Here is a 23,610-nt window from a genome sequence, read left to right on the forward strand (position 1 = left end):
GTTAAGATCCGTCCTTAGTCGCTACCGACTCGGTAGTTGTTTTGCTGTACCCCATAATCCCAATTGCATTTCGTCACCTTGACGCATAAGTACCTCATTGGCTATGCGCTGACATTTGAGTCAAGTGTTGATATTAGCTATTGGAAGATATGATTAAATTTCAATCAGAGTGAGTGACATGATACAAACCATGAAAAAAGAGTGGTTCTCCAACATACGCGGAGATCTGTTAGCCGGTATTGTGGTTGCACTGGCGTTAGTCCCTGAGGCGATTGCATTTTCTATTATTGCAGGCGTCGATCCTAAAGTCGGCCTGTATGCTTCATTCTGTATCGCAGTGGTCATCGCGTTTACAGGTGGCCGTCCTGGTATGATCTCTGCCGCAACGGGTGCTATGGCGTTGTTGATGGTGACCTTAGTGAAAGAACACGGCCTCGAGTATTTACTCGCGGCGACCCTATTAACTGGTGTGCTGCAAATTGCCGCGGGTTACTTAAAGCTAGGAAGCTTGATGCGTTTCGTCTCCCGTTCTGTGGTGACGGGCTTTGTGAATGCACTGGCGATTCTGATCTTTATGGCCCAGTTGCCCGAGCTGACTAATGTTACTTGGCATGTGTATGCGATGACGATTGCAGGCCTTGGTATTATCTATTTATTCCCACTTATCCCTGTGATCGGTAAATCTGTACCTTCGCCTCTCGTGTGTATTGTCGGATTAACGCTTTTTGCGGTTTATATGGGGTTAGATATTCGTACTGTCGGCGACATGGGACAACTGCCTGATACTTTACCTATTTTCCTCTGGCCTGAAGTGCCATTGACCCTTGAAACTCTGATGATCATCTTCCCATACTCGGCCGGCCTTGCCGTGGTGGGTTTGCTAGAATCTATGATGACCGCCACCATAGTCGATGATTTAACCGATACCCAAAGCGATAAAAACCGCGAGTGTAAGGGCCAAGGTATTGCCAATATTGGCGCGGGCTTAATGGGCGGTATGGCCGGTTGCGCTATGATTGGTCAGTCAATAATCAATGTTAAATCGGGTGGTCGCGGACGGTTATCGACCTTTTCAGCGGGGGTATTTCTACTCATATTGATTGTATTCCTCGGCGAATGGTTAAAGCTCATCCCTATGGCGGCACTGGTTGCCGTGATGATCATGGTGTCTATCGGTACTTTCTCTTGGGATTCAATTCGTAATCTTAAGCATCATCCAATATCAACCAACCTTGTGATGGTGGCGACCGTTGCTGTGGTGGTCGCTACCCATAACTTAGCTATGGGAGTATTTGTGGGGGTATTACTCGCGTCCCTGTTCTTTGCTAATAAAGTGGGCCGTTTTATGGTGGTTAAGAGTGTAACGGCTGCTGCCGACGCAGGTCGCCATTATCAAGTTATTGGGCAAGTCTTTTTTGCCTCGGCAGATAAGTTCAGTAATTCATTTGATTTTAGGGAAGTGGTTGATAAGGTAACTATCGACTTATCTCAAGCGCATTTTTGGGATATTACTGCGGTATCGGCCCTCGATAAGGTAGTGATTAAATTCCGCCGCGAGGGCGCTGAGGTTGAGTTGATTGGCCTTAACGCAGCCAGCGCGACCATAGTGGATAAATTTGGGGTACACGATAAGCCTGAATACGTTGAAAACATGATGTCTGGTCACTAAGCCCTTAGCAACACAGTAAAAGGAAAATAACGATGACAAATGTGATTGCCTGTATCGACGGTTCAAAAGTGACACTCGCCGTATGTGATGCCAGTAGCTGGGCCGCTCAGCAACTGGATGCCCCAGTAACCCTATTACATGTATTGGATAAGTCAGCCTATCCGATAGAGTCAGATCTGTCAGGAAATATTGGTCTAGGTACACGGGAGTACTTACTCAATGAAATGGTTGAGCTTGAAGCGCGTCGAGGCAAACTCGCACTTGAGCAGGGTAAGTATATGCTGCAAGACGCAAAAATCCGCGTTGTTGAGAAGCAGCCTAGCAGAATGGTTGCAACCTTGCAGCGTCACGGCGATTTAGTCGAAACTCTGTTAGAGCAAGAATCCCATGCCAGACTGGTGGTGATGGGCCGTCAAGGGGAGCAGCATCAAGACCAAGCGCAGGCCATTGGCAGCCATTTAGAAAATGTCATTCGCACGCTTAAGCAGCCTATTTTAGTGGTGATGGACGAGTTTACTGCACCGAAGCGATTTATGATCGCCTATGATGGCAGTGTGACCGCAAGAAAAGCTCTCGATCGAGTTGTAAGCAGTCCGCTACTTAAAGGGCTCGAATGTCATTTAGTGATGGTGTCTGATGATCAATCGCTGGCGACAGCTGAACTGGCGTTGGTGGCCGAATCTTTGATTGCGGCGGATTTCAATGTGGTTACCGCCTTTTGTCAGGGAGAAGTGCAAACGGCCCTTGAGATCTATCAACTTGAGCATCAAATCGATCTTATGGTGATGGGCGCCTATGGTCATTCGCGTATTCGGGAGTTTTTTGTGGGTAGTAATACCACAAGGATGATCAGTAAAAGCCATATCCCCTTGTTATTACTTCGCTAAGTTAAATATGCATTTCAACTTATTTCGCTCAATTCTAATGACTTGGTTTTAGTTAGAACATCTGAGTCAGAAGCTTGAGGTAATCATTTAAGAAAAAACGGCGAGCATTTAGGCTCGCCGTTTGATATCACAGCCGAATGGCTCGTCTTAGTTAGCTTTAGGCTCAAAGCTAAAGGCTTGACCCGCAAGAGCGGCTTCAAACATTAAGCCGCCTTTTGCTGCGGTAAATACTGCCATACCGTTGATATAAGAGCCGCTCGCCGAGCGATTACCACCCGATTGACCAGCACCTGCTGAGTTGCCTGTGGTTCCTGCTTGAGCGCTTGCTCCCATGTTGATTGCAACTGCCGACGCTTGGGCGTCAAACTCGAAACTGCCGCTCGTGAATGCTTCATAGGCTTTGGCATCTTTAAAGAAGATGATCTCGCTGTAGGCTTGTCCACCTAATTGAAAACCGATGGATAATTGAGTCAGACTCGAATCACCCATATAGGCACCGCCTTGGTAGACTCGGCCTTTGCCATAGGCTGCACCGATCCCAATTCCGCCTTTACCCACAGTTGGGAATAAAGCATAGCCATAGGCTGTGTCGAAAAATTTACTGGTTTCTTTCGCTTTTTGGAAATTGACTACTGCCTGATCGTAGCTTTCATCTGCATGTGCAGTTGGGGCAGCAAATAGGCTCACAATAAGGCATGTTGATGCCGCAATGGCTGTTAAAAATGATTTCATGGTAACGCCTCTTCAAGTCTTTAGTTGTTCCAGACTAGCCTTTATCGACACAAATGACAGCCAAAAGTGACATATGTGTCAGCTTAGGTTCAGTGTTCGACTTAATGGTTGGAGTGATATTGGTGGTGATGATTGGAGTGCGGTTTCGCCAATTAGTTCTTAGGTGGCGAAGAACCTTGGTTTTTTTCTGCATCGTCCTGCTGAACTTGATGCAAAAATTCATACTCCTCTGGGGTGAGAATATTTTCAATGACGAGTGGGCGTTGCTCTAACTCTGGTTCGGCCATGCGGCCTTTTAAGTAGGCAGAGCGGGTGATTTGCTTTAGCCCATATACCGCCAGCATATACATGCTCAGTAGTAAGGTCAGCCTTGGCAATGCGTGGGAAAGTAGCGATAGATTATCACCAAGATAGAAAGGCAAAATCACCACAAATACGCGGATTAACCAATTCAACGACATGGCCAAGGTCAAGCTTATCAGCCAACGAAACCGAATGGTGCCGAGCGCCTCTTGGGTTTGAGTGACATCTCTTTGATTGCGTTTATGTCGACGAAACAACATACACAGCGCGATAAAGTAAAAACAGGTTTGTACAGATAACAGCGCTGGGAGTAGAGCGCCCCATTGGCTGATACTCATTTCTTTAAGCATAAGAGCTATGGGTTGCCACTCGTTAATGGGATGCGCAGTTAATCTTAGGGCAATATCTAAAATGGCGAAAACTAATGTTAATGCAGATGGCCAGTAATGCTTTGAAAACCCTAGCGGTTTATTGGTTGGTGCTAAACTGCGTTTGCAATAGAGATAGAGCAAAGGCATGAGCAAAAAATAGATAGGGTTAATCAGATTGAATAGGATATGAATGGGAATTGGACTGTTATCGCGGTTCAACATACCCGTGAGGAAGTATAGAGCAATAAGACTTAAGAAAGCGGCGAGGAGTTTTTGGTTAGCGTCTGGGTGATAAAAATAGCGAATATAAATAGCTAACGCGAGGCAATGTACGCCTCCAAATAATGACAACCACCAGTAAGCTTGAGTGAAAAAACTATGAAACTCGTTCATATGCGATACCTCGAGCCCTGTTATATCAGGGAAATCGGCTCGGTAAAAGTATCGCCGTTAGTTTTTCTGTTGGCTTGCTATGCGCTGATGACGATTTGAAGCCGCTTCGGGCACAACGCTGGGAACAGGGATGCGTTCCGCGAGTAAGTGTTTGATTGCACGAACGGGATGCGGTAATAACATCCGTGGACCAGAAAAGATCATGATCTCTTTGACGATTTGTTTCTGCGCGGGTTTGTAGCAATGCACTGGGCATTTATTACAGGTGGGTTTGTTTTGTCCGTAGGGGCAGCGATCTAGCCGTGTTGCGGCATAATCCAATAACTCAATGCAATCTGCACATAGGCTCGTCGCGTCTTGGCCTTGGTGTTTCGCCTTGCAATAAATTGTCACCATTGCGGCAATGGTTTGGTGTTCGTACAGGAGTTTGCCCGTAAGCAGTGTGGCTGTGCCCATTGGAATACCTTAGCTTGTCACTCGGATATCCCATCATAGGCAGTGAAATTGGTGCTGACAAAACGAAAGCGCCAATTTATGAAGGTGCGCACAAAATGGGGCTTTAAATAATCCAACTATCCCCAATGTCACACCTAAAAATAAATCTTAGATATGCATCACTTTGTCGGCGGCCAGTGTCCAGCGAGTTAAATCTTGCAGTGTGCCTATGTGCGCACCTACGATAATCATTTCCGCAGTGACACCTCGCGCTTGAGCGCAGGTCTTGCAAAGTAGAATCGGAACTTGCTGTGCCGAGAGAATTTCAAACATCTGCTGCAGGTTGTAGCTTAAGTCAGGTGTGGTTTGATTTTTGAGTGCGCCAAACACGGCATCTGACATGAGAAAAAGTTTAAGATCGACCGCTTGCTCGTCCTGATCCTTCAGGGCTAATGCGATGCGTAAGCTATTAAATAGCTTTTCTGTTCCGTAGGGGCTGGCATGGGCCACGATAAGAATACTTTGCATCAGGTTTTCCTTATGTTTGTTATAAGCAGGTGGATGGGGGGATTAGGGAACTCGATTGTGCCAGTCTAGCGCAATTGGCTATAACTATTTGAGCGCAAGATCGTATAAAAAGGCATAAATACTTGATTTGCACCGACACAATGGACTTTAATAGCGGTTAATCTCTGCTCAATTTTTAGCTAGACTCGGTTGCCATGGACACTGTCCTGATGGACGTTGGCAAACCCATTGACACGGCTTCTGATGAGAAGCGGCCATCAAAGGTGAACAAGAATGAAGATCTTAGTCGTATTTATACTGATTGCTGTCGGGGTGTTTTTATTCCTTCGCGCGCAGCGATTGGCGAAAGAAGAACAAGAGGCGATGAAACCCAAGTCGACCTCGGTAAAACCTGTAGTTCCCACCGAAGAGGCACCTATTTTCTCCGCTGCTGAGCCCGAGCGTGTAGAACCTGAGCCAGTTAAAAGGGTTGAGGATACTGGCGTGGCTGAAGTAGAGCCCGTTATCGAAGTTGAAGCCGAATTAATGCCCCGTGAGACCGAAAGCCCTCCGAGCATTTCGGTGGCGCTAGACACAGATATCATCGAAGTTGATATACCTGCGGCCCATAATGAAGAGGCGGTGATCATTTTAGGCGCCACGCCTGCAGATGAACAAGATGATGTTAAGACTGAAGCAGAGCCAGTATCGAACACACGTTCTGAGGTAGCTGCGCCAGGGGCTTGGGCGAATGTGACTTTAGTTCGGGCCTTTGAGGAGTATCAAGGAGCGACGTCAGCCAGTGCTCGCTATACCGCGCTGCAAAATATGATAGCTGAATGCTACAAACAGCGTAAATCGGCGGATTACCTCAACTATGGTGCTCAATTAGCGGAAGAGTATATTGCACTGTTCCAAGCGGCTAGCGCCGAGCAAGGCAAAGATACTGAGCTTAAATCTTCCGGTTTCCTGCATTTAGCCACCTTGCTAAATGATACTCAAGCCTTCGATGCCGCCATTGTCATCTGTCGTAAAGCACTCGAGCTTGGGCTGAGCGATGGCACTGTCACTGGCTTTGAGGGCCGAATCAACCGGATTGAGAAAGCACAGACTAAAGCAACCACGGCTTGATATGTTGTAGGGAGCGCTTAGAGGGTAAACCCTTAGTCGAAAAGCGGTTATTTCCCTCGTCTAAGCAGTGTAGAATCCCTGCTAACTGAATGCGTAAAAGGCGAACTAAGGTTCGCTTTTTTTATGGGCTTAATAGGGGAAAAATGAAACTAAGCTATGCCTTACTGAATGTCTTATTCGGGCTTGGATTATTGCTACTCAGTGGCTGTACTAAAACCCCAGAATGGACCCTATTTTATTATCCCGATGTGAGTGCCATTCCGGTGACACCTTTGCAGGCCGAAGATATTAATGGTTACTACGATACTCTAGAGCAATGCCAGAGCAAGGCTCATGGTATGCAACGTCTAAGTCGTTCTGGCGTGAGTGGTTTTGGCCTTGGATCTTATCAATGTGGGCACCTATGCGAGTTCGATGATAAATCGGTGCTGGTTTGCAAGACCATGAGCCAATAGGTGGACAAGATGAAGTTTAAACAGGATTTTTTTACGCAGTTACCTGAGTTTTACTCGCAAGTATACCCGCAAGGGATAACTAAGCCTGAATGGCTGGCATGGAGTGATGACGCCGCCCAATTGATTGGCTTAAGCCAACCCACCGATGAGCTGTTATTGGGCTTATCCGGCAATGCCGCCGTTGATGGTGCGACTTACTATGCCCAAGTCTATAGTGGCCACCAATTTGGCGGTTACACGCCGCGCTTAGGGGATGGACGCTCGATCATTTTAGGCGAAGCGATTGGTCCAAATGGCGCATGGGATGTCGCCCTTAAAGGCGGCGGTCCGACGCCTTATTCGCGCCGTGGTGATGGCCGTGCTGTGATGCGCTCCGCGGTGCGTGAGTTTTTAGTCTCTGAGGCGCTGCATCATCTGCATGTGCCGACGACCCGCGCCTTAGCTGTGATTGGCTCTGACTTGCCCGTATGGCGTGAGAGTCAAGAAACCGCAGCCATTACCGTACGTTTAGCTCGCAGCCACATTCGTTTCGGTCATTTCGAGTTTTTCTGCCACAGTGAGCGCGGTCGTGCCGATAAGCTAACTCAATTACTCAACTTCACTATTACTCAGCATTATCCCCATTTGAGTTGTGATGCCGCAGGCTATAAAGCGTGGTTTTTACAGGTAGTGCAAGATACCGCTAAGATGATTGCCCATTGGCAGGCGGTCGGTTTTGCCCATGGCGTGATGAACACAGACAATATGTCGATTCTGGGTGACAGTTTTGACTTCGGTCCCTTTGCGTTCCTCGATACATTCCAAGAAGACTTTATCTGTAATCATTCTGATCCCGAAGGTCGCTATGCCTTTGGTCAGCAGCCGGGCGTCGGTTTGTGGAACTTGCAACGTTTAGCGCAGGCGCTCACACCTGTGATCCCATCCGATGACTTAATTGCCATTCTTAATCAATACCAAGAGGCGCTAGTGCAGCCTTATTTGCGCTTGATGCGGGCAAAACTAGGTCTATCTGCAGTTGATGTTTCGTCGGTGGAGCAGGACAAACAGGATCTCGAACTTATAGGTCGATTCACTGTGCTGATGGAGAAAAATCAACTCGATTACACTCAGACTTGGCGTCAATTAGGCAAGTTAGATCCAACCAGCAAACACAGTGCGCTGCGGGATGACTTTATCGATGTCAGTCAGTTTGATGCTTGGTATCAAGCCTATCAACAGCGATTGGGCGCGGTGGCTGATATCCCTGCGTGGCAAACTGAGCGCAATAGTGTGAATCCCAAATATATTTTGCGTAACTATTTAGCCCAAGAGGCGATAATCGCAGTAGAAGAGGGTAATCTTGCGCCGCTGCATTTGCTGCAAAAAATCTTAACTCAGCCCTTTGCCGAACACGCAGAGCATGAAGACTTAGCCAAGCGTCCACCGGACTGGGGCCAAGGTTTGATCATGTCATGTAGTAGTTGATTGGATAACAAGCATGAAATTACCAAGCACGCACCTAAAAGCCATTAGCTTAGATACCATTAGCTTAGATACCATTAGCTTAGATAAAAGTGCCTTAAGTTTAGCGGTCAGTGCGGATATCGATTTTGATCGTTTCGCCGACTTTGCCGAACCTTTAGCTGCGGCGCTCGATTGCACTGTGCGCGAGCGTCAGTGGGGCGCCGACAGGCATCAATGGTTATTAGAATTTGAAGGCAGCCAGTTATGGCTCAATTATGAGTTTTACGGCAACATTTGCTGGCTCTCGACCGAACGAGAAGCCGATTTTGAGGTGCTGGAATACTTAGCCACTTTGCTGCAACCTCACCTAAGAGTGAACTGAATATGAGTCAGAATATGACGCCACCGACTACGAGTTCCAGTGGTGCAGAGTTCCATTTTCAAGCCCTAACACCGGATTTGATCTTAGATGCGATTGAAAGTCTGGGCGTGTATCCGGAAACGGGCTTACTCGCGCTGAACAGTTACGAGAACCGCGTGTATCAGTTCCGTAGCGATGAAGGGCTGCGTTATGTGGTGAAGTTCTATCGCCCAGATCGTTGGAGCGATGCGCAGATCCAAGAGGAACATGATTATGCGCTCGCACTCGCGGCAGAAGATATCCCGATTGCCGTACCTGTAATTATCGAAGGCCATACGTTACACAAGTACCAAGGTTATCGATTTACCCTGTTTCCTTCCTTGGGTGGTCGCGCCTTCGAAGTCGATAATTTAGAGCAGCTGGAATTAGTGGGTCGGTTCATCGGTCGGATACACCAGTACGCGGCGCAAACGGTATTTGCTGAACGTGAACCGCTGAATCCGCAGATTTTAGGCGCCGAGCCGCTCGCGTGGTTAAAGCAATCTAATCTGGTGCCTAATAGCCTACGCTTGCCGTTCTTTACCGTAGTAGAGCAGGTGTTGGCAAAGGCGAATGCGATTTGGGATCGCCAAGATTTTGCGGCCATTCGTTTGCACGGCGATTTACACCCAGGCAATATTTTGTGGACGCCAGACGGTCCCGGATTCGTCGATTTAGACGATGCTCGCATGGGACCGGCGATTCAAGATTTATGGATGATGCTAACCGGGGATAGAGCGCAGCAACTGATGCAGCTTGAGATCTTACTCGAAGCCTATGAAGAATTTTGTGAGTTTGATACAAGACAGTTAGCCTTGATTGAACCGTTGCGAGCTCTGCGTATGGTGCATTACAACGCGTGGATTGGCCGTCGCTGGGACGATCCTGCTTTCCCGATGAACTTCCCTTGGTTTGGGGATGAAAAGTATTGGGAACAGCAGATTTTGGCGTTCAAAGAGCAATTATTTGCCCTTAGCGAACCACCACTGAGCCTAGTGCCGTATTAGCATTGAGCAAAATATGATTTCACAGACGTATCTTGTGACATTAGATTGAACTCTTAAGCTTGAGTTACACTCAAAAAATGGAATATGTTAGTCTCCAGCCAATTTATCAAAATGATTTAAGGAATTTTCATGAAAAAAGTATTACTCATGGCCGCGGCTCTGTTACTGGCGCCACTGGCAGTATCGGCTGTGGAATACCAAGAAGGTGTGCATTACACAGTGATTAACGATGGCCCAGCAACAGCGAAGCCTGAGATTACTGAGTTTTTCTCTTTCTATTGTCCGCATTGTTTTACTTTCTCTAAAACCGTAGTGCCAAAAATTCTCACCGATAAGCCAGAAGGCGTTGCGTTTAACCAAGCACACGTTGATTTTATCGGCAAAGAGATGGGGGCTGAAATGTCACGCGCATTTGCAGTCGCACATCAGTTAAACGTCGATGAGAAAATGGATGCGGCGTTATTCTCTGCTATTCATGAGAAGAAACAGCATTTTACTAATCGCGATGATGTTCGTGCTGTGTTTATTGCTAACGGTGTCGATGGTAAAACCTTCGATGCGGCTGCAGAGTCTTTCATGGTAAAGGCGCAAATGGCAAAGATGAAGCGTGATACTGAAAACGCTAAGCTGACGGGTGTACCTGCTCTGGTTGTTAACGGTAAGTACCGTGTTGAAACAGGGGCAATCAAATCCTACGACGAGCTGTTAGAAATTGCTTTCTACCTAGCAAAAAAATAGTTCGATAGGCGTTACCTGCACTGCTGTCATATGAGCGGATGATAATGCTGTATCGATTGCATGTTAAAGAGAGCCTAAGGGCTCTTTTTTATTGGGGCGGTTGGCAACAACAAGGCAAATAAAGCTTTGATAGGGAGTTTAACGTACTGAGTTGGGCCTCTGTAAGCTAGTCGTTTGAACTTATTGAATAAAGACGAGGCAAAAAATGGGCAAAAAAAACCGTACTTCTTGTAAAAGAAAGTACGGACTTGAGCCAGAGGACTCATTTTTACCCTGAGTAACGCTAATAATTTAGCAGAGTGTCAAAAAATTGGCAAGTGACATTATTATGGCGATCTTCTTTTTTACTCACAGGGTGACATATTCATAGTTTAACTAAATCAAACGATTAAGTATTTTTGGCGATAAAAGATGAAAAATACCACTCTAACAATGAAACTCAAGTGGCAAAGCTTCTGTCAAACAACTGTAATCAATAACAACAAGAATGCTTGTAGGTGGTCATATGAGAGTTTTTCCTGTCTACGCACCTAAGCTTATCGTTAAGCACGCGCGTATTTTTCTCACTGGTGTTATTTGGGTTAAAGATTTAGGACGATTGGAATTTGAGAAGGGACGGTTTTTACTGCCAAGAAAAAGCCTGCCAAAAGTGAAGCAGGCTATTTTAGAATTGAACGAACTGATCGAAGCGCAGCATCATCAAACTAATGCAGTTTAGATTTCGCTGTTTAACAAGCCAACAAGGCCAGTCACTTTTTCGTTCCAAGAAGTGAGTTCTTCTTGTAGTTGCTGGTTTTGCTCATTCAATTGTTGATTGTGCTCACTCAGCGTAGACGCTTTTTGCTTCTCTTCTTCAAGCTCCATTTTTAGAAGCTCGATAGTTTCGAGTGCAGCCTGGATTTTGGTTTCCAGTTTGGACAGTAATTCAAGGCTCATCTGGAGAGTCCTATGGTTTCTGGATGGGACTGTGATTCTAGCAGTGCCTAGAACTTAAGGAATAGCGATTCTTGCCGTTTGGTTAAAAAACACCCTATTACTGGGTTCTAAATTAAGTTTTTTTGCATTTGTTATTAACTCGTTAGTATTCTTGGTTTTATTTTTTATCGGAATGGTCCATGTCGCCTAGTTTGCTCGCCATACTCCCGCTACTGTTGACCTTAACCTTAGCCCTGTTTTTACGCCGCACGCTGGTGGCGTTAGGCGTTGGTATCGTCTCTGGCGCCCTATTGATCGCCCAATTTGACCCGCTGCAAACGGGGTTGTATTTGCTTGATATCGGTGTAAAACAATTTTATGCCCAAGGTGCTTGGCAAGCGTGGCATCTCAATGTGCTGTTCGCCATGTTACTGCTCGGTAGCATGACGCAATTGTTAGCACGTGGCGGTGCCGTGGGTCAGTTTGGTGATTGGCTGTATAGCCGTATTCGTACTGAACGTCAGGCGCGTCTTGGGGTCGTATTTCTTGGTTGGTTAGTGTTTATCGATGGGATTTTCAGTTGTCTTGCTGTCGGCCATGTGTGTCAGCCGCTCAGCCAGCGTTATGGTATTCGCCATGAGCAGCTCGCCTATTTAGTTGATTCCAATGCTTCGCCTTTATGCGCGCTATTGCCTTTCTCCAGTTGGGGCCCTTATGTGATGGCGCTTATCGCGGGGATCAGCTTTTTGCCCGTGTCGCCGCTGGAAGCCTTTATTGAGGTGGCCTTATTTAACTTTTACGCCATAGTGACCTTAGGCTTGTCCGTACTCGTCGCTTGGTATGGCGTAGGTTTTCACTCTTTTGTTGCTGTTACTGCTGTGGAATCCTCCAATACGGTCGAGGTTAAGGGAAATCCTTGGCTGCTCGCAATCCCTATGCTGACTCTGCTGTCTGCTTCAGTGGGATTAACTTTGTGGTCTGGGGCTCAGCAGGTCTCTTCTTGGGATGTGTCACTCTGGCTTGCTAAGGCTGATATTGGCGCTTCTATGCGCGATGCTTGTTTGTTGGCAACCTTGGTCACTCTTGCCATGTTAGGCTTGTCTGGGCGACGTTTAACGGCGTTAGTGGGGGATTTGAGCCACGGAGTTCGCATGATCTCCTTCGCCATTGCGATTTTACTCTGCACTTGGATGATTGGCGCTGTGATCCAAGATCTTGGCGTCGCTAAATTGTTGGCTGCTTGGGCTAAGACTTATCTTTCTCCGCACCTGCTGGTAGCGGGAATGTTTTTACTCTGTGCGATAATGGCTTTTGCGACGGGTTCAAGCTGGGGAACATTTGCAATTATGATCCCTATTGGCGCAGAGATTGCCCATAACTTAGATCCTCATTTGTTGTTACCTGTACTGAGCGCTGTGATGGCGGGGTCGGTATTTGGCGACCACTGCTCGCCCATTTCAGATACCAGCGTGCTCAGTGCGACCAGCTCTGGTTGCGCTCCCCATGACCATGTGGTGACTCAGTTGCCCTTTGCTTTGATCGCGGCATGCGCAGCCTTAGTCGGATTTCAATTAGTCAATTTAGCCGTGGCGACGCCGTTAGTGTGGCTGGCCGTGGTGAGCTGTAGCCTAGGATTATTTGCCTTGATGGCACGTTTTTATTCACCTTTGCCCAGATTCGTAGCGCAGACATAAAGCCAGTTTATCGCTAAAATGGCCGATTTGGTTCTTGCTGAGCCATTTATTTAAGTGCATCTGATTTAAGAGATTATCAATATGAGTATTACCCGTTTAGATGTAGGTACCCGCATGAGCAGTATAGTGATCCACCAAGGTACTGTGTATCTGTGTGGTCAAGTGGCGAAGGACAAGTATCAAGGTATCACCGAGCAAACTGTCACTATGCTTGAGGAGGTCGATACCTTGTTAGCGCAGGCGGGAAGTTCGCGTGAGCATTTACTGTCAGCGACTATTTATCTGAAAGATATGGGTGATTATGATGCGATGAATGCGGTATGGGATGCTTGGGTGCCTAAAGGTCATGCGCCAGCCCGTGCTTGTGTACAAGCCGCTATTGCCGAGCCAGAATATTTGGTTGAAGTATCTGTGATTGCGGCGGTTGCGGTTTAAGCGCTAAGCTATTTTTCGTCCCGTTTAGAAGCCTGTTTCGATCCCTATTTTGAATCCTGTCACCGAGTGTCATGACTCGGTGAAGCTTTTCCGCAATACACCTCGCTAACTAAACCTGTATTGTTCAGCACGTTCACTCTCTTCTAACAAAACCCTTTAGCTTTAACCTAATAAGTATTCCATTAGATGTGAAGGGACAAGTGGCGGATGATCCCCATATTGTTCTGAGAGTGCGGTGGCGATAGTCTCAATATCTTGTTGGGCTAAGCCTTGTTCGATAATGGCAAACGCCCAAGGAGCCTCGGTTTTGAGTTTGAGGAAATAAGGCGTTTCGACAAATTGTGCGAGTGAGTAAGCGGAGCCTCCTAAACCATGCCCCCAACCTTCGCTGACCTGAAAGGGTCTATCCAGATGTGCCATATCAAATTCAATGAGATGGGGGTATTGGCCGTTATGCCCACCGATCCAGTGACCGATTTCAACCGATAAAATCATAGTTGCCATGTTATATCCTTTGCTAGGGTTGCTTGGCTGCAATGAGTACTCGTCTAAATTCAGCATTAGGCTCGAGGGGTGTGATGGCGGCGATATGGTCGAGTCTAAGGGACTGTTTAGTTTGTTGCAGTTGGATGATAAGCCACTCAGTTTTGTCGGCTCTTGTCTGCGTGGTGATGGCTTTACCTTGGCACTGGGTGCCATCAATAAGCTCAATGTTGAGTTGATAACCACGCAGACAGGCGAGTTCGAGATAGTCGTAGTGGGCGCAGGGGATCATTTTATAATCTGACATTGGATCATCTCATTGGGAGTTCGACCCTATTGTGGCAAAAATACTTGCCATTGGCATTATGTGTGACCCAATGCGGATTGTTTTATCTAGTATCTAAGGCAGTGTAAAAGACTGAGCCAAGCATGTTAGCGAGTTTTTTATTTGCTTAGACCTTTAGATATGCGCGCCCCTCTTGACTTTATTCCTGTCGCTCCCTAGTCTGCTTGTTCAGTAATCAAGGTGGTATGCGATGGAAATAACCTACAATTTAAAACCTGCGTCCGAGCGCCGTACTGAGCAATTCAAGCCCGAGGGGAATGTGGGCTTTGGTAGCCTCAGAACCGATCATATGTTTTTGATGGATTATCATGATGGACAATGGTGCGATCCGCGCATCGTTCCTTATGGACCATTTGAAATGGCACCGGGTGCAATGGCGTTGCATTATGGCCAGTCGATCTTCGAAGGTGCTAAAGCCTTTATGCATGAAGACGGCGAGATTTATACTTTCCGTATTAATAAGAATGCCGAGCGGATGAATCGCTCCGCCGATATCGTCTGTATTCCCAATATCGATGAACAAATGCAGATGGATGCGATCAATGCGTTGATCGATGTCGATCGCCTGTGGTTCCCGATGCAAGAAGGCGCGTGTCTGTATATTCGTCCTTTTATTTTTGCGACCGAAGACCGCCTCTCTGTGAGCCCAAGTTCGCGTTATACCTTCTGTGTCGTGTTAAGCCCAAGTGGCGCTTATTATGCGGCTGGCGTGAACAAAGGCATACGCTTACTGATCAGCAAAACTTTCCATCGTGCTGTATCGGGTGGCACTGGCGCCTCAAAAGCCGCGGGTAACTATGCGGCTTCGTTGCGTGCGGGTAAAGCGGCGGCAGCCTTTGGTGCATCGCAAGTGTTATATCTCGATTCGACCAATCAACAGATTGAAGAAGCGGGCGCGATGAACCATTTCCACATTCTGAAAGATGGCACTGTGATTATTCCAACCTTCACAGATACTATTTTGAAATCGATCACCTCGCAATCCATTATGGAATTGGGTGAGATGCTCGGTTGTGAAGTGCGCCAAGAGACTGTCATGCTTGATAAATTTATCGCTGATATTGAATCTGGTGAAATTATTGAGGCGGGTGGTTTTGGGACGGCGGCCGTGGTTTCTGCTGTGGGCTCCTACATTTTTGAAGATGGCCATGTTGTCACTGTCGGTAATGGTGAAGTGGGCGAGCATGTTCAGCGTATCTATAAACTGTATACCGAAATCCAAAAGGGCAATATTAAAGGTCCTGAAGGCTGGGTTAAGCGTGTTGAACGTTTAGCAAAGTAAGGAATTTGTGGTGATGTTTAAAGGCTCCTAGGAGCCTTTTTTATTGGCTACTTTTGTCGATAATGCCTTAAATCAAAGTGGCTGTGGCTTAGATTGATTTTTGAGTAAGGTTAAACAATCTTCGGCATTTAAGGGTTTACTCAGTAAAAAACCTTGTACTTGATCGCAACCCTGCATCGCCAAGAAGTTGAGCTGTTCTTGGGTCTCTACGCCTTCGGCGACGACATTCAGTTCTAAGCTGTGAGCGAGGGCAATAATGGCGCTGGTGATGGCGGCATCGTCGGGATCGTTGGTGATGTCTCTGACAAATTCTCGATCGATTTTGAGTGTGTCTATCGGGAAGCGTTTGAGATAGCTTAGGCTCGAATAACCCGTACCAAAATCATCCACGGCTATGGTCAATCCTAGGGCCTTGAGTTTAGATAGGATGCTGACCGACTCTTGCGGATTGCCCATGATCATTGATTCAGTAAGCTCAAGCTCAAGAGATTGAGCTGGGAGACCTGATACGGCTAAAGCGACTTCGATGGTGGAGATAATGTCCGCCTTCAGTTGGCGGGCCGATAGGTTGACGGCAATAGTGATCCCGTTAAATCCTAAGCTATTCCATTCGGCTAATTGCTGGCAAGCATGATTGATCACCCAATGGCCAATTTGGGTGATGATGCCGGTTTCTTCCGCCAGCGGAATAAACTCGACGGGGGAAATGGGGCCAAGTTCAGTGTGATACCAACGTAAAAGTGCTTCCAGTCCTGTGAGTGAACCATCTCGTAAACAGAATTTAGGTTGATAAACCAAGCTTAGTTCTTTGCGTTGGATAGCTTCCTTTAAACCACTTTCGAGTTGTACATGACGGGTGGCGATTTCATTTAATTGGGTAAGCGGATTAAATGGTTGATCTTACCTTTGCATGAGAGTGAGACAGACCGGCATCTCATCGGATTATCTGGTTGATGCTTCACCTACTGCTGGTGCATGTTTCCTTCGCTAATTCCAGCAAGAACCCCACACGCCTCAACTTCCCGGTCATCGTTGCAACTCGCTCTCAGTGAAACGAGTTGTTTCTCAAGCGCTTGCAGAGCGGTTATCTGCGACCGCACATGAGAGATGTGATCATCGAGCAAGGCGTTGACGGCGGTACAAGGCTGATGAGGGTCGTCCTGATAGCTCTGTAGTTCGTGAATCTCAGCCAGTGACAGGCCCAGGATTCTGCAGCGACGGATGAAGGCCAGCCCCTCACCATGCTTCTCGGTATAGACACGGTAACCGTTGTCCTGCCGATCAGGCGGCGGCAACAAGCCCTGCTGTTCATAGAAGCGGATCGTCTGTGTTTCGACCCCTACCAACTGCGCCAACTGACCAATGCGCATCAGCCTCCTCCCCAACGGATTCTTTACTCTATTGACCTTATAGTAGCTTTATAGTTTAAAATGGTACCACAACATTGTTCAAGTGGAGTCGTATCATGAGCAAATCCTGTGGTGGCGCCTGTGGCGGTGATGCAACGTCCGCAGCGGATACCGATATACAGGCCTCCTCCGAGGCGCCAGGGAGATGGGTCAGTGTTTATGCCGTGCCGAAGATGGACTGTCCATCAGAAGAACGAATGATTCGCCTAGCCCTGAACGGCTTTGAGGAGATTCGGGCGCTGTCCTTCGACTTGTCGAACCGCCGGCTGAAGGTCGTGCATGACGGCGAGGTCGAGCCCGTCACCTCGAAACTGAAGACCTTGGGGCTAGGCGCCTCGCTTCAGGAAACCGTCGCTGCAAATCCGGAGACCATCAAGGCCGCCGAGTTTTCGGCAGCTTCTGCTAAGCAAGAATCCGGGACCCTGCGCTGGTTGCTCGGCATCAATGCACTTCTGTTCGTGGTGGAAATGACTGCCGGTCTGATCGCCCGGTCCACCGGCCTGATTGGAGAATCCCTGGACAATTTTGCCGATGCGGCGGTGTACGGGCTTGCCCTTTATGCGGTTGGACATAGCGTGAAAATGCAGGTACGTGCCGCGCATCTTGCTGGTGTACTGCAACTGATCTTGGCTGTGGGCGTGCTCGTAGAGGTGGTGAGACGCTTTGTATTCGGTAGTGAGCCTGAATCGCTGGTGATGATGGCTATCGCATTCGTCGCATTGATTGCCAATACCAGTTGTCTGCTGCTCATATCCAAACATCGGGAAGGCGGGGCGCACATGAAGGCAAGCTGGATATTCTCGGCCAACGACGTGGTGATCAACCTGGGGGTCATCACCGCCGGCGCCCTGGTCGCGTGGACCGGTTCCAATTATCCGGATCTGATTATCGGCACCATCGCGGGGGGCATTGTACTTAACGGTGCCAGACGCATTTTGGCGTTGAAGGGTTAAATAATGCTCATTATTGGCAAAAAGCTCTCGCCGTATGCCCTATTGTCCATATCGGGCCTGCTGGCAGCGTCTGATCAGGCTGTAAAGTGGCTGGTGCAGCAATCAATGGCCTATGGCGAGTATGTTTCGGTGACCCCGTTCTTTAACTGGGTGCACCTATGGAACACCGGTGCCGCATTCAGTCTTTTTGCGAATGGTGGAGGCTGGCAGCGCTACTTTTTTATCGGAATCGCGGTAGTGGTCTCGATTTTTCTGATCAAGCTGATCCTTGAAAATCGTCATAAAGGAGAAGCCATCGCTTACAGTCTTATCCTCGGTGGCGCAATGGGCAACCTGATTGACCGGGTCTTTCGCGGCTATGTTGTGGATTCCTTTGATTTCTATTGGCGAGACTGGCATTGGCCGGCCTTCAACCTGGCTGATATTGCAATTGTCCTCGGTGCCTTACTTTTCGTTTCCAGCAGCTTGTTGGGTAAAAAAGCAAACACCAATGCCGAGTCGGATGGATCTGACTGACACCTACGCCTATACAACACCATGACCGAACTTCCCGACAACATCCTTCACCTGCCGCAATACCAAGTACTGGGCTGCAAATCAACCGACGACGAAATGCACTTCCAGGTGGACGTGCCCGATCCCATCGCCTGCGAGGAATGCGGCGTGCAGGGTGAGTTCGTAAGGTTCGGCAAGCGTGACGTTCCCTATCGTGATCTGCCCATCCACGGCAAGCGGGTCACTCTCTGGGTGGTCCGCCGCCGATACACCTGCCGGGCCTGCAAGACAACATTCAGGCCCCAGCTACCGGAGATGGTGGACGGATTCCGTATGACACTGCGGCTGCATGAGTACGTGGAGAAGGAATCCTTCAACCACCCCTACACCTTTGTGGCGGCACAGACCGGCCTGGACGAGAAGACGGTGCGCGACATCTTCAACGCCCGCGCCGAGTTCCTGGGGCGCTGGCACCGCTTCGAGACGCCCCGCATCCTGGGCATTGACGAGCTATACCTGAACAAGCGCTACCGCTGCATTCTGACCAACATTGAGGAGCGAACCCTGCTCGACCTGCTGGCCACCCGCCGCCAGGACGTGGTGACCAACTACCTGATGAAGCTGAAAGACCGGCAGAAGGTCGAGATCGTCAGCATGGACATGTGGAACCCCTACCGGGCAGCGGTCAAGGCTGTGCTGCCCCAGGCCCGTATCGTGGTCGATAAGTTCCATGTGGTGCGCATGGCCAACGATGCCCTAGAGAGAGTGCGCAAGGGCCTCAGAAAGGAGCTGAAACCGTCCCAGAGCCGGACTCTCAAGGGAGACCGGAAAATCCTGCTGAAACGCGCTCACGAAGTCTCAGACCGGGAGCGCCTCATCATGGAGACCTGGACAGGCGCGTTCCCGCAACTGCTGGCCGCCTACGAGCACAAGGAGCGCTTCTACGGCATCTGGGACGCCACCACACGGCTCCAGGCAGAAGCCGCCCTGGACGAGTGGATAGCCACCATCCCGAAGGACCAAAAGGAAGTCTGGAGCGATCTGGTCAGGGCAGTGGGAAACTGGCGCGAAGAGACCATGACCTACTTCGAGACGGACATGCCCGTCACCAACGCTTACACGGAGTCCATCAACCGACTGGCCAAGGACAAGAACCGTGAAGGGCGCGGTTACTCCTTCGAGGTGATGCGGGCACGAATGCTCTACACCACGAAGCACAAGAAGAAGGCACCGACTGCGAAGGTCTCTCCTTTCTACAAGAAAACCATCGGTTACGGACTGCCGGACTTCGCAGAGGAACTCAACTACGGAGTCGATCTATCAACCATCTGAGGGTGGTATCAGATTGATGGGGTGAAGGTGCCCCATCAACCATTAAATCCGTATACCCATTTAATTTAGAGGTATAAAACTGAAAGTTATTTCGACCTGATGATTTTGCGTGGTACATGGCGGTATCGGCAAATTTAATCAGTGAGTCGGCATTGTCCGCATCGTTAGGGTATAAGCTGATACCTATTGAGGTCGAAATGGTCAGCGTTTTATCGTCCAATAGGAAGGGCGTTTGGAATGCTCTGAGCACTTTTTCTGAGATCAGGGTTGCGGCTTTTGTTTTCGCAACACCTTCTAAAATAATAGTAAATTCATCGCCACCTAAGCGTGCGACAGTATCGCCATCACGCACTGCATTTTGCAGTCGTCTTGCCACGGCTTTCAGTAACAAATCCCCGACATGATGCCCCATAGAGTCGTTGATATGTTTAAAGCGGTCGAGGTCTAAGAACAGCAAGGCAACGATATTATTCGCTCTGTGCGCTTGAGTAATCGCGTGATTGAGCCTGTCTTGAAATAAAGTTCGGTTCGGTAAGCCTGTTAATGTGTCAAAGCTGGCGAGGAAACGCAGATCTTCTTCGGCTTTTTTCCGCTCAGTGATGTCGGTAAATACTGCAACGAAGTGACTGGTTTCGCCTTTGATATCGATCACTTGGTTGATTTCAAGCCAGACTAAAATGGCCTGACGTTGTTTATTGCGGATCCAGAGTTCTCCGACCCAATGTTTGTGACGCAGTAGCTGTTGTTCAATTGTATTGAACAACTCTCGCTGTTGGCGACTAAAGGCTAAGTGAATGAAATGCCTGTCGGTTATTTGGCGTTCTGTGTACCCTGTAATGGCACAAAATGCTGGGTTGACCGAACGAATTCGATAATTTAATCCTCCCACTACAACGGCTTCGTTCATACTGTTGAGCACTTGTGATGACAGTACCAACTCGTTTTCAATCAGTTTGCGCGAGGTAATGTTACGGTTGGTCCCTGTCATGCGGATCGGATTATCTAAACTATCTTTTTCAACCACTTTGCCACGATCTAAAATCCATACCCAATTACCCGGTGAGCGTTCGACACGGTACTCTGCTTCGAAGAAAGGCGAACGACCTTGAAGGTGTTCGTTAAGCTCAAATTTGAATCTTTCTCTATCCTCTGAGTGCATGCTCTCATGGGCTATATTGCTGCTATTCCAATGGGGGACTGAAGAATCCATATTGGTACGATAGACGCGATTTTCTGGTATGTTCCAGTCCCACATGCCATCGCCAGAGGCCCAAAGTGCAAGTTTGAGTCGCTCCTCTGAGGCGCGGATACTGGTTTCAAATTCGCGCTGTTGCTGACGTTTTCTTTTACGCCAGATAATGATCCAAGCCAACAGCCATAGAGAGAGCAAGCTGTAGAGGGCGTAGGCGAACTGAGTTCGATAGAAGGGCGCTTTTACATGAAGATCGACAGAAAGGGCGTAGTCACCTTGAGTGTTGTATTGCAGCCCATGGCGAACATGCAGTTGGTAGTGACCAGGATTAATATTGGTGAAGGTGATTTCATTACCTGTGGGGAGCTCATGCCACTCGTTATCAAATCCCTCAAGAAAATAGCTGAAGCGGTTTTTACCCGTATAGCTGAAATCCAATGAGGTCACCTCAAAACTGATCAGCTGATCGCTATAGTCCATTACTATGCTAGGTGGATGACTTAAATCGAGAATAGTGTGCCCTTTACCCGCAATACTATAGCCAGTGAGTGCGACTTTAACATCGGGTCGTTGATCTGGAATTGACTTTGGATTGAAACGATTTATGCCATTAATGCCACCAAACCAGAGATCGCCATCGCTGTCTTCAAGTTTTACGCCACCGTTAAACTCCAGTGCTTGTAGCCCTTCTTGTTCGTTAAATATGATGACACGATTGGTTTTAGGGTTTAGTTTGCCTATGCCCGCATTACTACTAAACCAAATGTTGTGTTCTTGATCCTCGAGTAAGGCATAGATGGTATCACTTGGTAATCCCTGATTGCGGGTATAGTGGCTAAAACCTACATCAGTCTCTTGAGACGGTAACTTGCTGATCCCACCATGGGTGGCAAACCATACCTCGCCCGACTTTGTGACTAAAATATCGCGGACACGGTTGTTGATCAGGCTGTTTTTGTCTGAGGATTGATGGAAGTAGGATTTACCTGTACCTGTTTTCATATCCAGTTTAAGTAGGCCATCGAGAGTACCTATCCATAGCATGTCTTTGTGTGTTCTGAGGATTAAAAACTGGTTTTGTGCCGGATAGAAATTATCAATATGTGCCAATGAGATAAAAGTAAATTCATCGGTATCTATCGCCTTACGGTAGAGGGCATTGGTTGTTGCCACCCAGAGGCGACCTTGCTCATCAATATCTAAACTACGGATATAATTGGTTTCTGCGCCTTGATCAGTGCGTTCTGTCACCTTGAGTAACTGGAAGTGGCCATCTAGCGTCAGTCGACCTAGCCCATAGTTAGTGGCAAACCAAAGCACGCCATTTTTGTCTTGGTCTATATCTCGCAGGATAAGATTCAAGTTGCGTTGATGCATCCCTAAGGCGTTAGCAAAGAGCTCCGTGTAGTGTTCATATTTTCCATTGGCCAACATGCGTTTAAGCCCAGCACCTTCGGTGCCTATCCATAGCGCATTATCTTGGCTGCGGAACAAGGTGCGAATGTTGTTACTTTGTTGTGACAGGTTAGGGGTGGATTCGTAAATATGCTGAAAATACTGACGACGGGTATTAATTTTATCTAGACCAGAATAACTGGCACCTAACCATAAATTGCCAAAGGGATCTTGCAGTAAGCTCAGCATGTTATTTTCACTGATACTGTTGGTACGCTTAGGATCATACCTGTGGTAGGTCGCAGTAAATGCCTTATCGTTTCTCTCGAGTTGAATAAGACCCGCTTCAGGCCCGACGACCCAAAAATCACCCTGTTCAGTTTGGATAAAATCCTTGATATAAGGCACGTTATCGTCGGTCTGCCAAAGGATTTCGCCCTGTTGCGAGGCTAAGTTGTAGTGCCATAATTGCCCACCCAGAGCTAAGGTGATCGCATTAGCGGAATGTGCCCTAATTTGATGTGCAGTGAGATTCTGCGGGACATTTAAGCGAGTGATAGTATTGGCACTGACAGCAAAGGTGCCGCTATCTTGTGTTCCTGCCAGCAGGTAAGTGTCTTCAACATTGGCTAAGCTGGTGATGTGGGGTTGAACACTATTACCTAAGTTCACTTGGGTAATGCGTTTGGTTTTGGTCGATAGGGAAAATAGTCCTGCTTTAGTACCAATCCAGAGTGTATTGCCTACAACGCTGAGTTTGGTTGTGCGCGGATCGGTAAGCCCTTGTTCTTGGCCAAAGTGTTCAAAGGTCCCTGTGCTCAAATCGAGTCGATTTACCCCTTGGCTGAAAGTCGAAACCCAGATGTTACCTTCTGAGTCTTGAATAATGTCAGAGACATAGCTCTCAGAAATACTCCTCGGATCATTGGGTGAATGGGGGAAAATATTGAAGCTGTGACCGTTATAAGCATGCAAACCATCTTGAGTGCCAATCCATAACATACCTGCATTGTCCATAAACAGGCTAGTAATCGTATTTTGGGTAAGGCCATCTTCACTGCGAATATGTTCAAATTTGAGCTGTGTAGAAGCCGCGCTCAATGGTTGAGCTAATCCATTGCACGAGATCCCCCACAAACTTAGGATAAAAAGCGTACTAAACATTAGCTTGTGGATTAGTTGACTCAAATTTTCCCCTACCAAAAACG

General features: G+C 47.9%; 23 protein-coding genes and 2 pseudogenes. 15 read left to right on the forward strand and 10 right to left on the reverse strand.

The window, feature by feature from the left end:
• Positions 1–178 precede the first annotated feature (178 nt).
• Positions 179–1,669 (forward strand): SulP family inorganic anion transporter, encoded by a 1,491-nt coding sequence (locus tag L5M10_RS05570; protein ID WP_263254993.1) that lies wholly within the window; start codon positions 179–181, stop codon positions 1,667–1,669.
• A gap of 32 nt (positions 1,670–1,701) precedes the next feature.
• Complete coding sequence (locus L5M10_RS05575) at positions 1,702–2,556, forward strand: universal stress protein (RefSeq protein ID WP_263147594.1); 855 nt, start codon at positions 1,702–1,704, stop codon at positions 2,554–2,556.
• Positions 2,557–2,703: 147 nt separating this feature from the next.
• Here the strand turns inward: L5M10_RS05575 and L5M10_RS05580 are convergent, their stop codons facing one another.
• The 4 genes from L5M10_RS05580 to L5M10_RS05595 form a co-directional block, all read right to left on the reverse strand.
• Positions 2,704–3,288, reverse strand: a complete 585-nt coding sequence (locus L5M10_RS05580; protein ID WP_219251787.1) for a YSC84-related protein — start codon at positions 3,286–3,288, stop codon at positions 2,704–2,706.
• Between the two features lie 152 nt (positions 3,289–3,440).
• Positions 3,441–4,355, reverse strand: a complete 915-nt coding sequence (locus L5M10_RS05585; RefSeq protein ID WP_263147589.1) for a hypothetical protein — start codon at positions 4,353–4,355, stop codon at positions 3,441–3,443.
• A gap of 57 nt (positions 4,356–4,412) precedes the next feature.
• Positions 4,413–4,811 (reverse strand): nitrous oxide-stimulated promoter family protein, encoded by a 399-nt coding sequence (locus tag L5M10_RS05590; protein WP_071940633.1) that lies wholly within the window; start codon positions 4,809–4,811, stop codon positions 4,413–4,415.
• 147 nt (positions 4,812–4,958) lie between these two features.
• A complete protein-coding gene (locus L5M10_RS05595; RefSeq protein WP_263254994.1) occupies positions 4,959–5,318 on the reverse strand; it encodes a DsrE/DsrF/TusD sulfur relay family protein in 360 nt (119 codons plus the stop codon).
• 273 nt (positions 5,319–5,591) lie between these two features.
• On the opposite strand from L5M10_RS05595, the gene L5M10_RS05600 reads away from it, so the two are divergent.
• The 7 genes from L5M10_RS05600 to L5M10_RS05630 all read left to right on the forward strand — a co-directional run bounded on the left by L5M10_RS05600 (position 5,592) and on the right by L5M10_RS05630 (position 11,189).
• Positions 5,592–6,428, forward strand: coding sequence for a hypothetical protein (locus L5M10_RS05600; protein ID WP_113941606.1), 837 nt, complete (start codon positions 5,592–5,594; stop codon positions 6,426–6,428).
• Positions 6,429–6,571: 143 nt separating this feature from the next.
• Entirely contained in the window at positions 6,572–6,883 is a 312-nt protein-coding gene (locus L5M10_RS05605) for a hypothetical protein (protein WP_263147583.1), read from the forward strand.
• Positions 6,884–6,892: 9 nt separating this feature from the next.
• On the forward strand, positions 6,893–8,347 hold the full coding sequence (locus L5M10_RS05610) for a protein adenylyltransferase SelO (RefSeq protein WP_263147580.1): 1,455 nt from the start codon (positions 6,893–6,895) through the stop codon (positions 8,345–8,347).
• A 13-nt stretch (positions 8,348–8,360) separates the two neighbouring features.
• On the forward strand, positions 8,361–8,708 hold the full coding sequence (locus L5M10_RS05615) for a DUF3630 family protein (RefSeq protein ID WP_263147578.1): 348 nt from the start codon (positions 8,361–8,363) through the stop codon (positions 8,706–8,708).
• 2 nt (positions 8,709–8,710) lie between these two features.
• The gene (locus L5M10_RS05620) at positions 8,711–9,733 is read left to right on the forward strand and encodes a serine/threonine protein kinase (RefSeq protein WP_263147576.1); all 1,023 of its coding nucleotides are present in this window, start codon (positions 8,711–8,713) and stop codon (positions 9,731–9,733) included.
• Positions 9,734–9,862: 129 nt separating this feature from the next.
• Entirely contained in the window at positions 9,863–10,471 is a 609-nt protein-coding gene (locus tag L5M10_RS05625) for a thiol:disulfide interchange protein DsbA/DsbL (RefSeq protein WP_263147574.1), read from the forward strand.
• 505 nt (positions 10,472–10,976) lie between these two features.
• On the forward strand, positions 10,977–11,189 hold the full coding sequence (locus L5M10_RS05630) for a DUF1107 domain-containing protein (protein ID WP_006083486.1): 213 nt from the start codon (positions 10,977–10,979) through the stop codon (positions 11,187–11,189).
• On the opposite strand, the gene L5M10_RS05635 is transcribed toward L5M10_RS05630, so the two are convergent.
• Positions 11,186–11,407, reverse strand: coding sequence for a cell division protein ZapB (locus tag L5M10_RS05635; RefSeq protein ID WP_131524947.1), 222 nt, complete (start codon positions 11,405–11,407; stop codon positions 11,186–11,188). The genes L5M10_RS05630 and L5M10_RS05635 overlap by 4 nt on opposite strands.
• Before the next feature lie 179 nt (positions 11,408–11,586).
• Here L5M10_RS05635 and L5M10_RS05640 point away from each other — a divergent pair, with 179 nt between their 5' ends.
• Together L5M10_RS05640 and L5M10_RS05645 are read left to right on the forward strand one after the other, a co-directional pair.
• Positions 11,587–13,080: a Na+/H+ antiporter NhaC family protein gene (locus tag L5M10_RS05640; protein WP_263254995.1), complete on the forward strand. Its 1,494-nt coding sequence runs from the start codon at positions 11,587–11,589 to the stop codon at positions 13,078–13,080.
• An 81-nt stretch (positions 13,081–13,161) separates the two neighbouring features.
• Entirely contained in the window at positions 13,162–13,515 is a 354-nt protein-coding gene (locus tag L5M10_RS05645; RefSeq protein ID WP_173248029.1) for a RidA family protein, read from the forward strand.
• Between the two features lie 162 nt (positions 13,516–13,677).
• On the opposite strand, the gene L5M10_RS05650 is transcribed toward L5M10_RS05645, so the two are convergent.
• Together L5M10_RS05650 and L5M10_RS05655 are read right to left on the reverse strand one after the other, a co-directional pair.
• A complete protein-coding gene (locus L5M10_RS05650) occupies positions 13,678–14,019 on the reverse strand; it encodes a hypothetical protein (RefSeq protein ID WP_263254996.1) in 342 nt (113 codons plus the stop codon).
• A 13-nt stretch (positions 14,020–14,032) separates the two neighbouring features.
• Positions 14,033–14,305, reverse strand: a complete 273-nt coding sequence (locus L5M10_RS05655; RefSeq protein WP_263254997.1) for a Rho-binding antiterminator — start codon at positions 14,303–14,305, stop codon at positions 14,033–14,035.
• Between the two features lie 229 nt (positions 14,306–14,534).
• Between L5M10_RS05655 and L5M10_RS05660 the strand changes: the two genes are divergently transcribed.
• The gene (locus L5M10_RS05660) at positions 14,535–15,626 is read left to right on the forward strand and encodes a branched-chain amino acid aminotransferase (RefSeq protein WP_263254998.1); all 1,092 of its coding nucleotides are present in this window, start codon (positions 14,535–14,537) and stop codon (positions 15,624–15,626) included.
• Positions 15,627–15,698: 72 nt separating this feature from the next.
• Here L5M10_RS05660 and L5M10_RS05665 read toward each other — a convergent pair.
• Positions 15,699–16,505 (reverse strand): annotated as a pseudogene (locus L5M10_RS05665) (putative bifunctional diguanylate cyclase/phosphodiesterase); the annotation flags it as partial.
• Between the two features lie 83 nt (positions 16,506–16,588).
• Positions 16,589–16,996: a Cd(II)/Pb(II)-responsive transcriptional regulator gene (gene cadR, locus L5M10_RS05670; RefSeq protein WP_004364961.1), complete on the reverse strand. Its 408-nt coding sequence runs from the start codon at positions 16,994–16,996 to the stop codon at positions 16,589–16,591.
• Positions 16,997–17,091: 95 nt separating this feature from the next.
• On the opposite strand from cadR, the gene L5M10_RS05675 reads away from it, so the two are divergent.
• The 3 genes from L5M10_RS05675 to L5M10_RS05685 are packed head-to-tail and all read left to right on the forward strand — an operon-like array spanning position 17,092 to position 19,815.
• Positions 17,092–17,988, forward strand: coding sequence for a cation transporter (locus tag L5M10_RS05675; protein WP_004364974.1), 897 nt, complete (start codon positions 17,092–17,094; stop codon positions 17,986–17,988).
• Positions 17,989–17,991: 3 nt separating this feature from the next.
• A complete protein-coding gene (lspA, locus tag L5M10_RS05680) occupies positions 17,992–18,504 on the forward strand; it encodes a signal peptidase II (RefSeq protein ID WP_003821921.1) in 513 nt (170 codons plus the stop codon).
• Positions 18,505–18,525: 21 nt separating this feature from the next.
• On the forward strand, positions 18,526–19,815 hold the full coding sequence (locus tag L5M10_RS05685; protein ID WP_263195756.1) for an ISL3-like element ISPpu12 family transposase: 1,290 nt from the start codon (positions 18,526–18,528) through the stop codon (positions 19,813–19,815).
• A 58-nt stretch (positions 19,816–19,873) separates the two neighbouring features.
• Here L5M10_RS05685 and L5M10_RS05690 read toward each other — a convergent pair.
• Positions 19,874–23,605: pseudogene (locus L5M10_RS05690) on the reverse strand (diguanylate cyclase domain-containing protein); the annotation flags it as partial.
• Positions 23,606–23,610 lie beyond the last annotated feature (5 nt).

It is taken from the genome of Shewanella sp. SM32, assembly GCF_025654235.1.
GTDB classification, from domain to species: Bacteria; Pseudomonadota; Gammaproteobacteria; order Enterobacterales; family Shewanellaceae; genus Shewanella; species Shewanella oncorhynchi.

Excerpts from the sequence above, each read along its gene's own strand:
- lspA (WP_003821921.1), top strand. The coding sequence starts at position 17,992 with ATGCTCATTATTGGCAAAAAGCTCTCGCCGTATGCCCTATTGTCCATA.
- L5M10_RS05635 (WP_131524947.1), bottom strand. The coding sequence starts at position 11,407 with ATGAGCCTTGAATTACTGTCCAAACTGGAAACCAAAATCCAGGCTGCA.
- L5M10_RS05570 (WP_263254993.1), top strand. The coding sequence starts at position 179 with ATGATACAAACCATGAAAAAAGAGTGGTTCTCCAACATACGCGGAGAT.
- L5M10_RS05630 (WP_006083486.1), top strand. The coding sequence starts at position 10,977 with ATGAGAGTTTTTCCTGTCTACGCACCTAAGCTTATCGTTAAGCACGCG.
- L5M10_RS05620 (WP_263147576.1), top strand. The coding sequence starts at position 8,711 with ATGAGTCAGAATATGACGCCACCGACTACGAGTTCCAGTGGTGCAGAG.
- L5M10_RS05585 (WP_263147589.1), bottom strand. The coding sequence starts at position 4,355 with ATGAACGAGTTTCATAGTTTTTTCACTCAAGCTTACTGGTGGTTGTCA.
- L5M10_RS05625 (WP_263147574.1), top strand. The coding sequence starts at position 9,863 with ATGAAAAAAGTATTACTCATGGCCGCGGCTCTGTTACTGGCGCCACTG.
- L5M10_RS05685 (WP_263195756.1), top strand. The coding sequence starts at position 18,526 with ATGACCGAACTTCCCGACAACATCCTTCACCTGCCGCAATACCAAGTA.
- L5M10_RS05645 (WP_173248029.1), top strand. The coding sequence starts at position 13,162 with ATGAGTATTACCCGTTTAGATGTAGGTACCCGCATGAGCAGTATAGTG.
- cadR (WP_004364961.1), bottom strand. The coding sequence starts at position 16,996 with ATGCGCATTGGTCAGTTGGCGCAGTTGGTAGGGGTCGAAACACAGACG.
- L5M10_RS05610 (WP_263147580.1), top strand. The coding sequence starts at position 6,893 with ATGAAGTTTAAACAGGATTTTTTTACGCAGTTACCTGAGTTTTACTCG.
- L5M10_RS05655 (WP_263254997.1), bottom strand. The coding sequence starts at position 14,305 with ATGTCAGATTATAAAATGATCCCCTGCGCCCACTACGACTATCTCGAA.
- L5M10_RS05675 (WP_004364974.1), top strand. The coding sequence starts at position 17,092 with ATGAGCAAATCCTGTGGTGGCGCCTGTGGCGGTGATGCAACGTCCGCA.
- L5M10_RS05595 (WP_263254994.1), bottom strand. The coding sequence starts at position 5,318 with ATGCAAAGTATTCTTATCGTGGCCCATGCCAGCCCCTACGGAACAGAA.
- L5M10_RS05600 (WP_113941606.1), top strand. The coding sequence starts at position 5,592 with ATGAAGATCTTAGTCGTATTTATACTGATTGCTGTCGGGGTGTTTTTA.
- L5M10_RS05575 (WP_263147594.1), top strand. The coding sequence starts at position 1,702 with ATGACAAATGTGATTGCCTGTATCGACGGTTCAAAAGTGACACTCGCC.
- L5M10_RS05640 (WP_263254995.1), top strand. The coding sequence starts at position 11,587 with ATGTCGCCTAGTTTGCTCGCCATACTCCCGCTACTGTTGACCTTAACC.
- L5M10_RS05580 (WP_219251787.1), bottom strand. The coding sequence starts at position 3,288 with ATGAAATCATTTTTAACAGCCATTGCGGCATCAACATGCCTTATTGTG.
- L5M10_RS05615 (WP_263147578.1), top strand. The coding sequence starts at position 8,361 with ATGAAATTACCAAGCACGCACCTAAAAGCCATTAGCTTAGATACCATT.
- L5M10_RS05660 (WP_263254998.1), top strand. The coding sequence starts at position 14,535 with ATGGAAATAACCTACAATTTAAAACCTGCGTCCGAGCGCCGTACTGAG.
- L5M10_RS05650 (WP_263254996.1), bottom strand. The coding sequence starts at position 14,019 with ATGGCAACTATGATTTTATCGGTTGAAATCGGTCACTGGATCGGTGGG.
- L5M10_RS05605 (WP_263147583.1), top strand. The coding sequence starts at position 6,572 with ATGAAACTAAGCTATGCCTTACTGAATGTCTTATTCGGGCTTGGATTA.
- L5M10_RS05590 (WP_071940633.1), bottom strand. The coding sequence starts at position 4,811 with ATGGGCACAGCCACACTGCTTACGGGCAAACTCCTGTACGAACACCAA.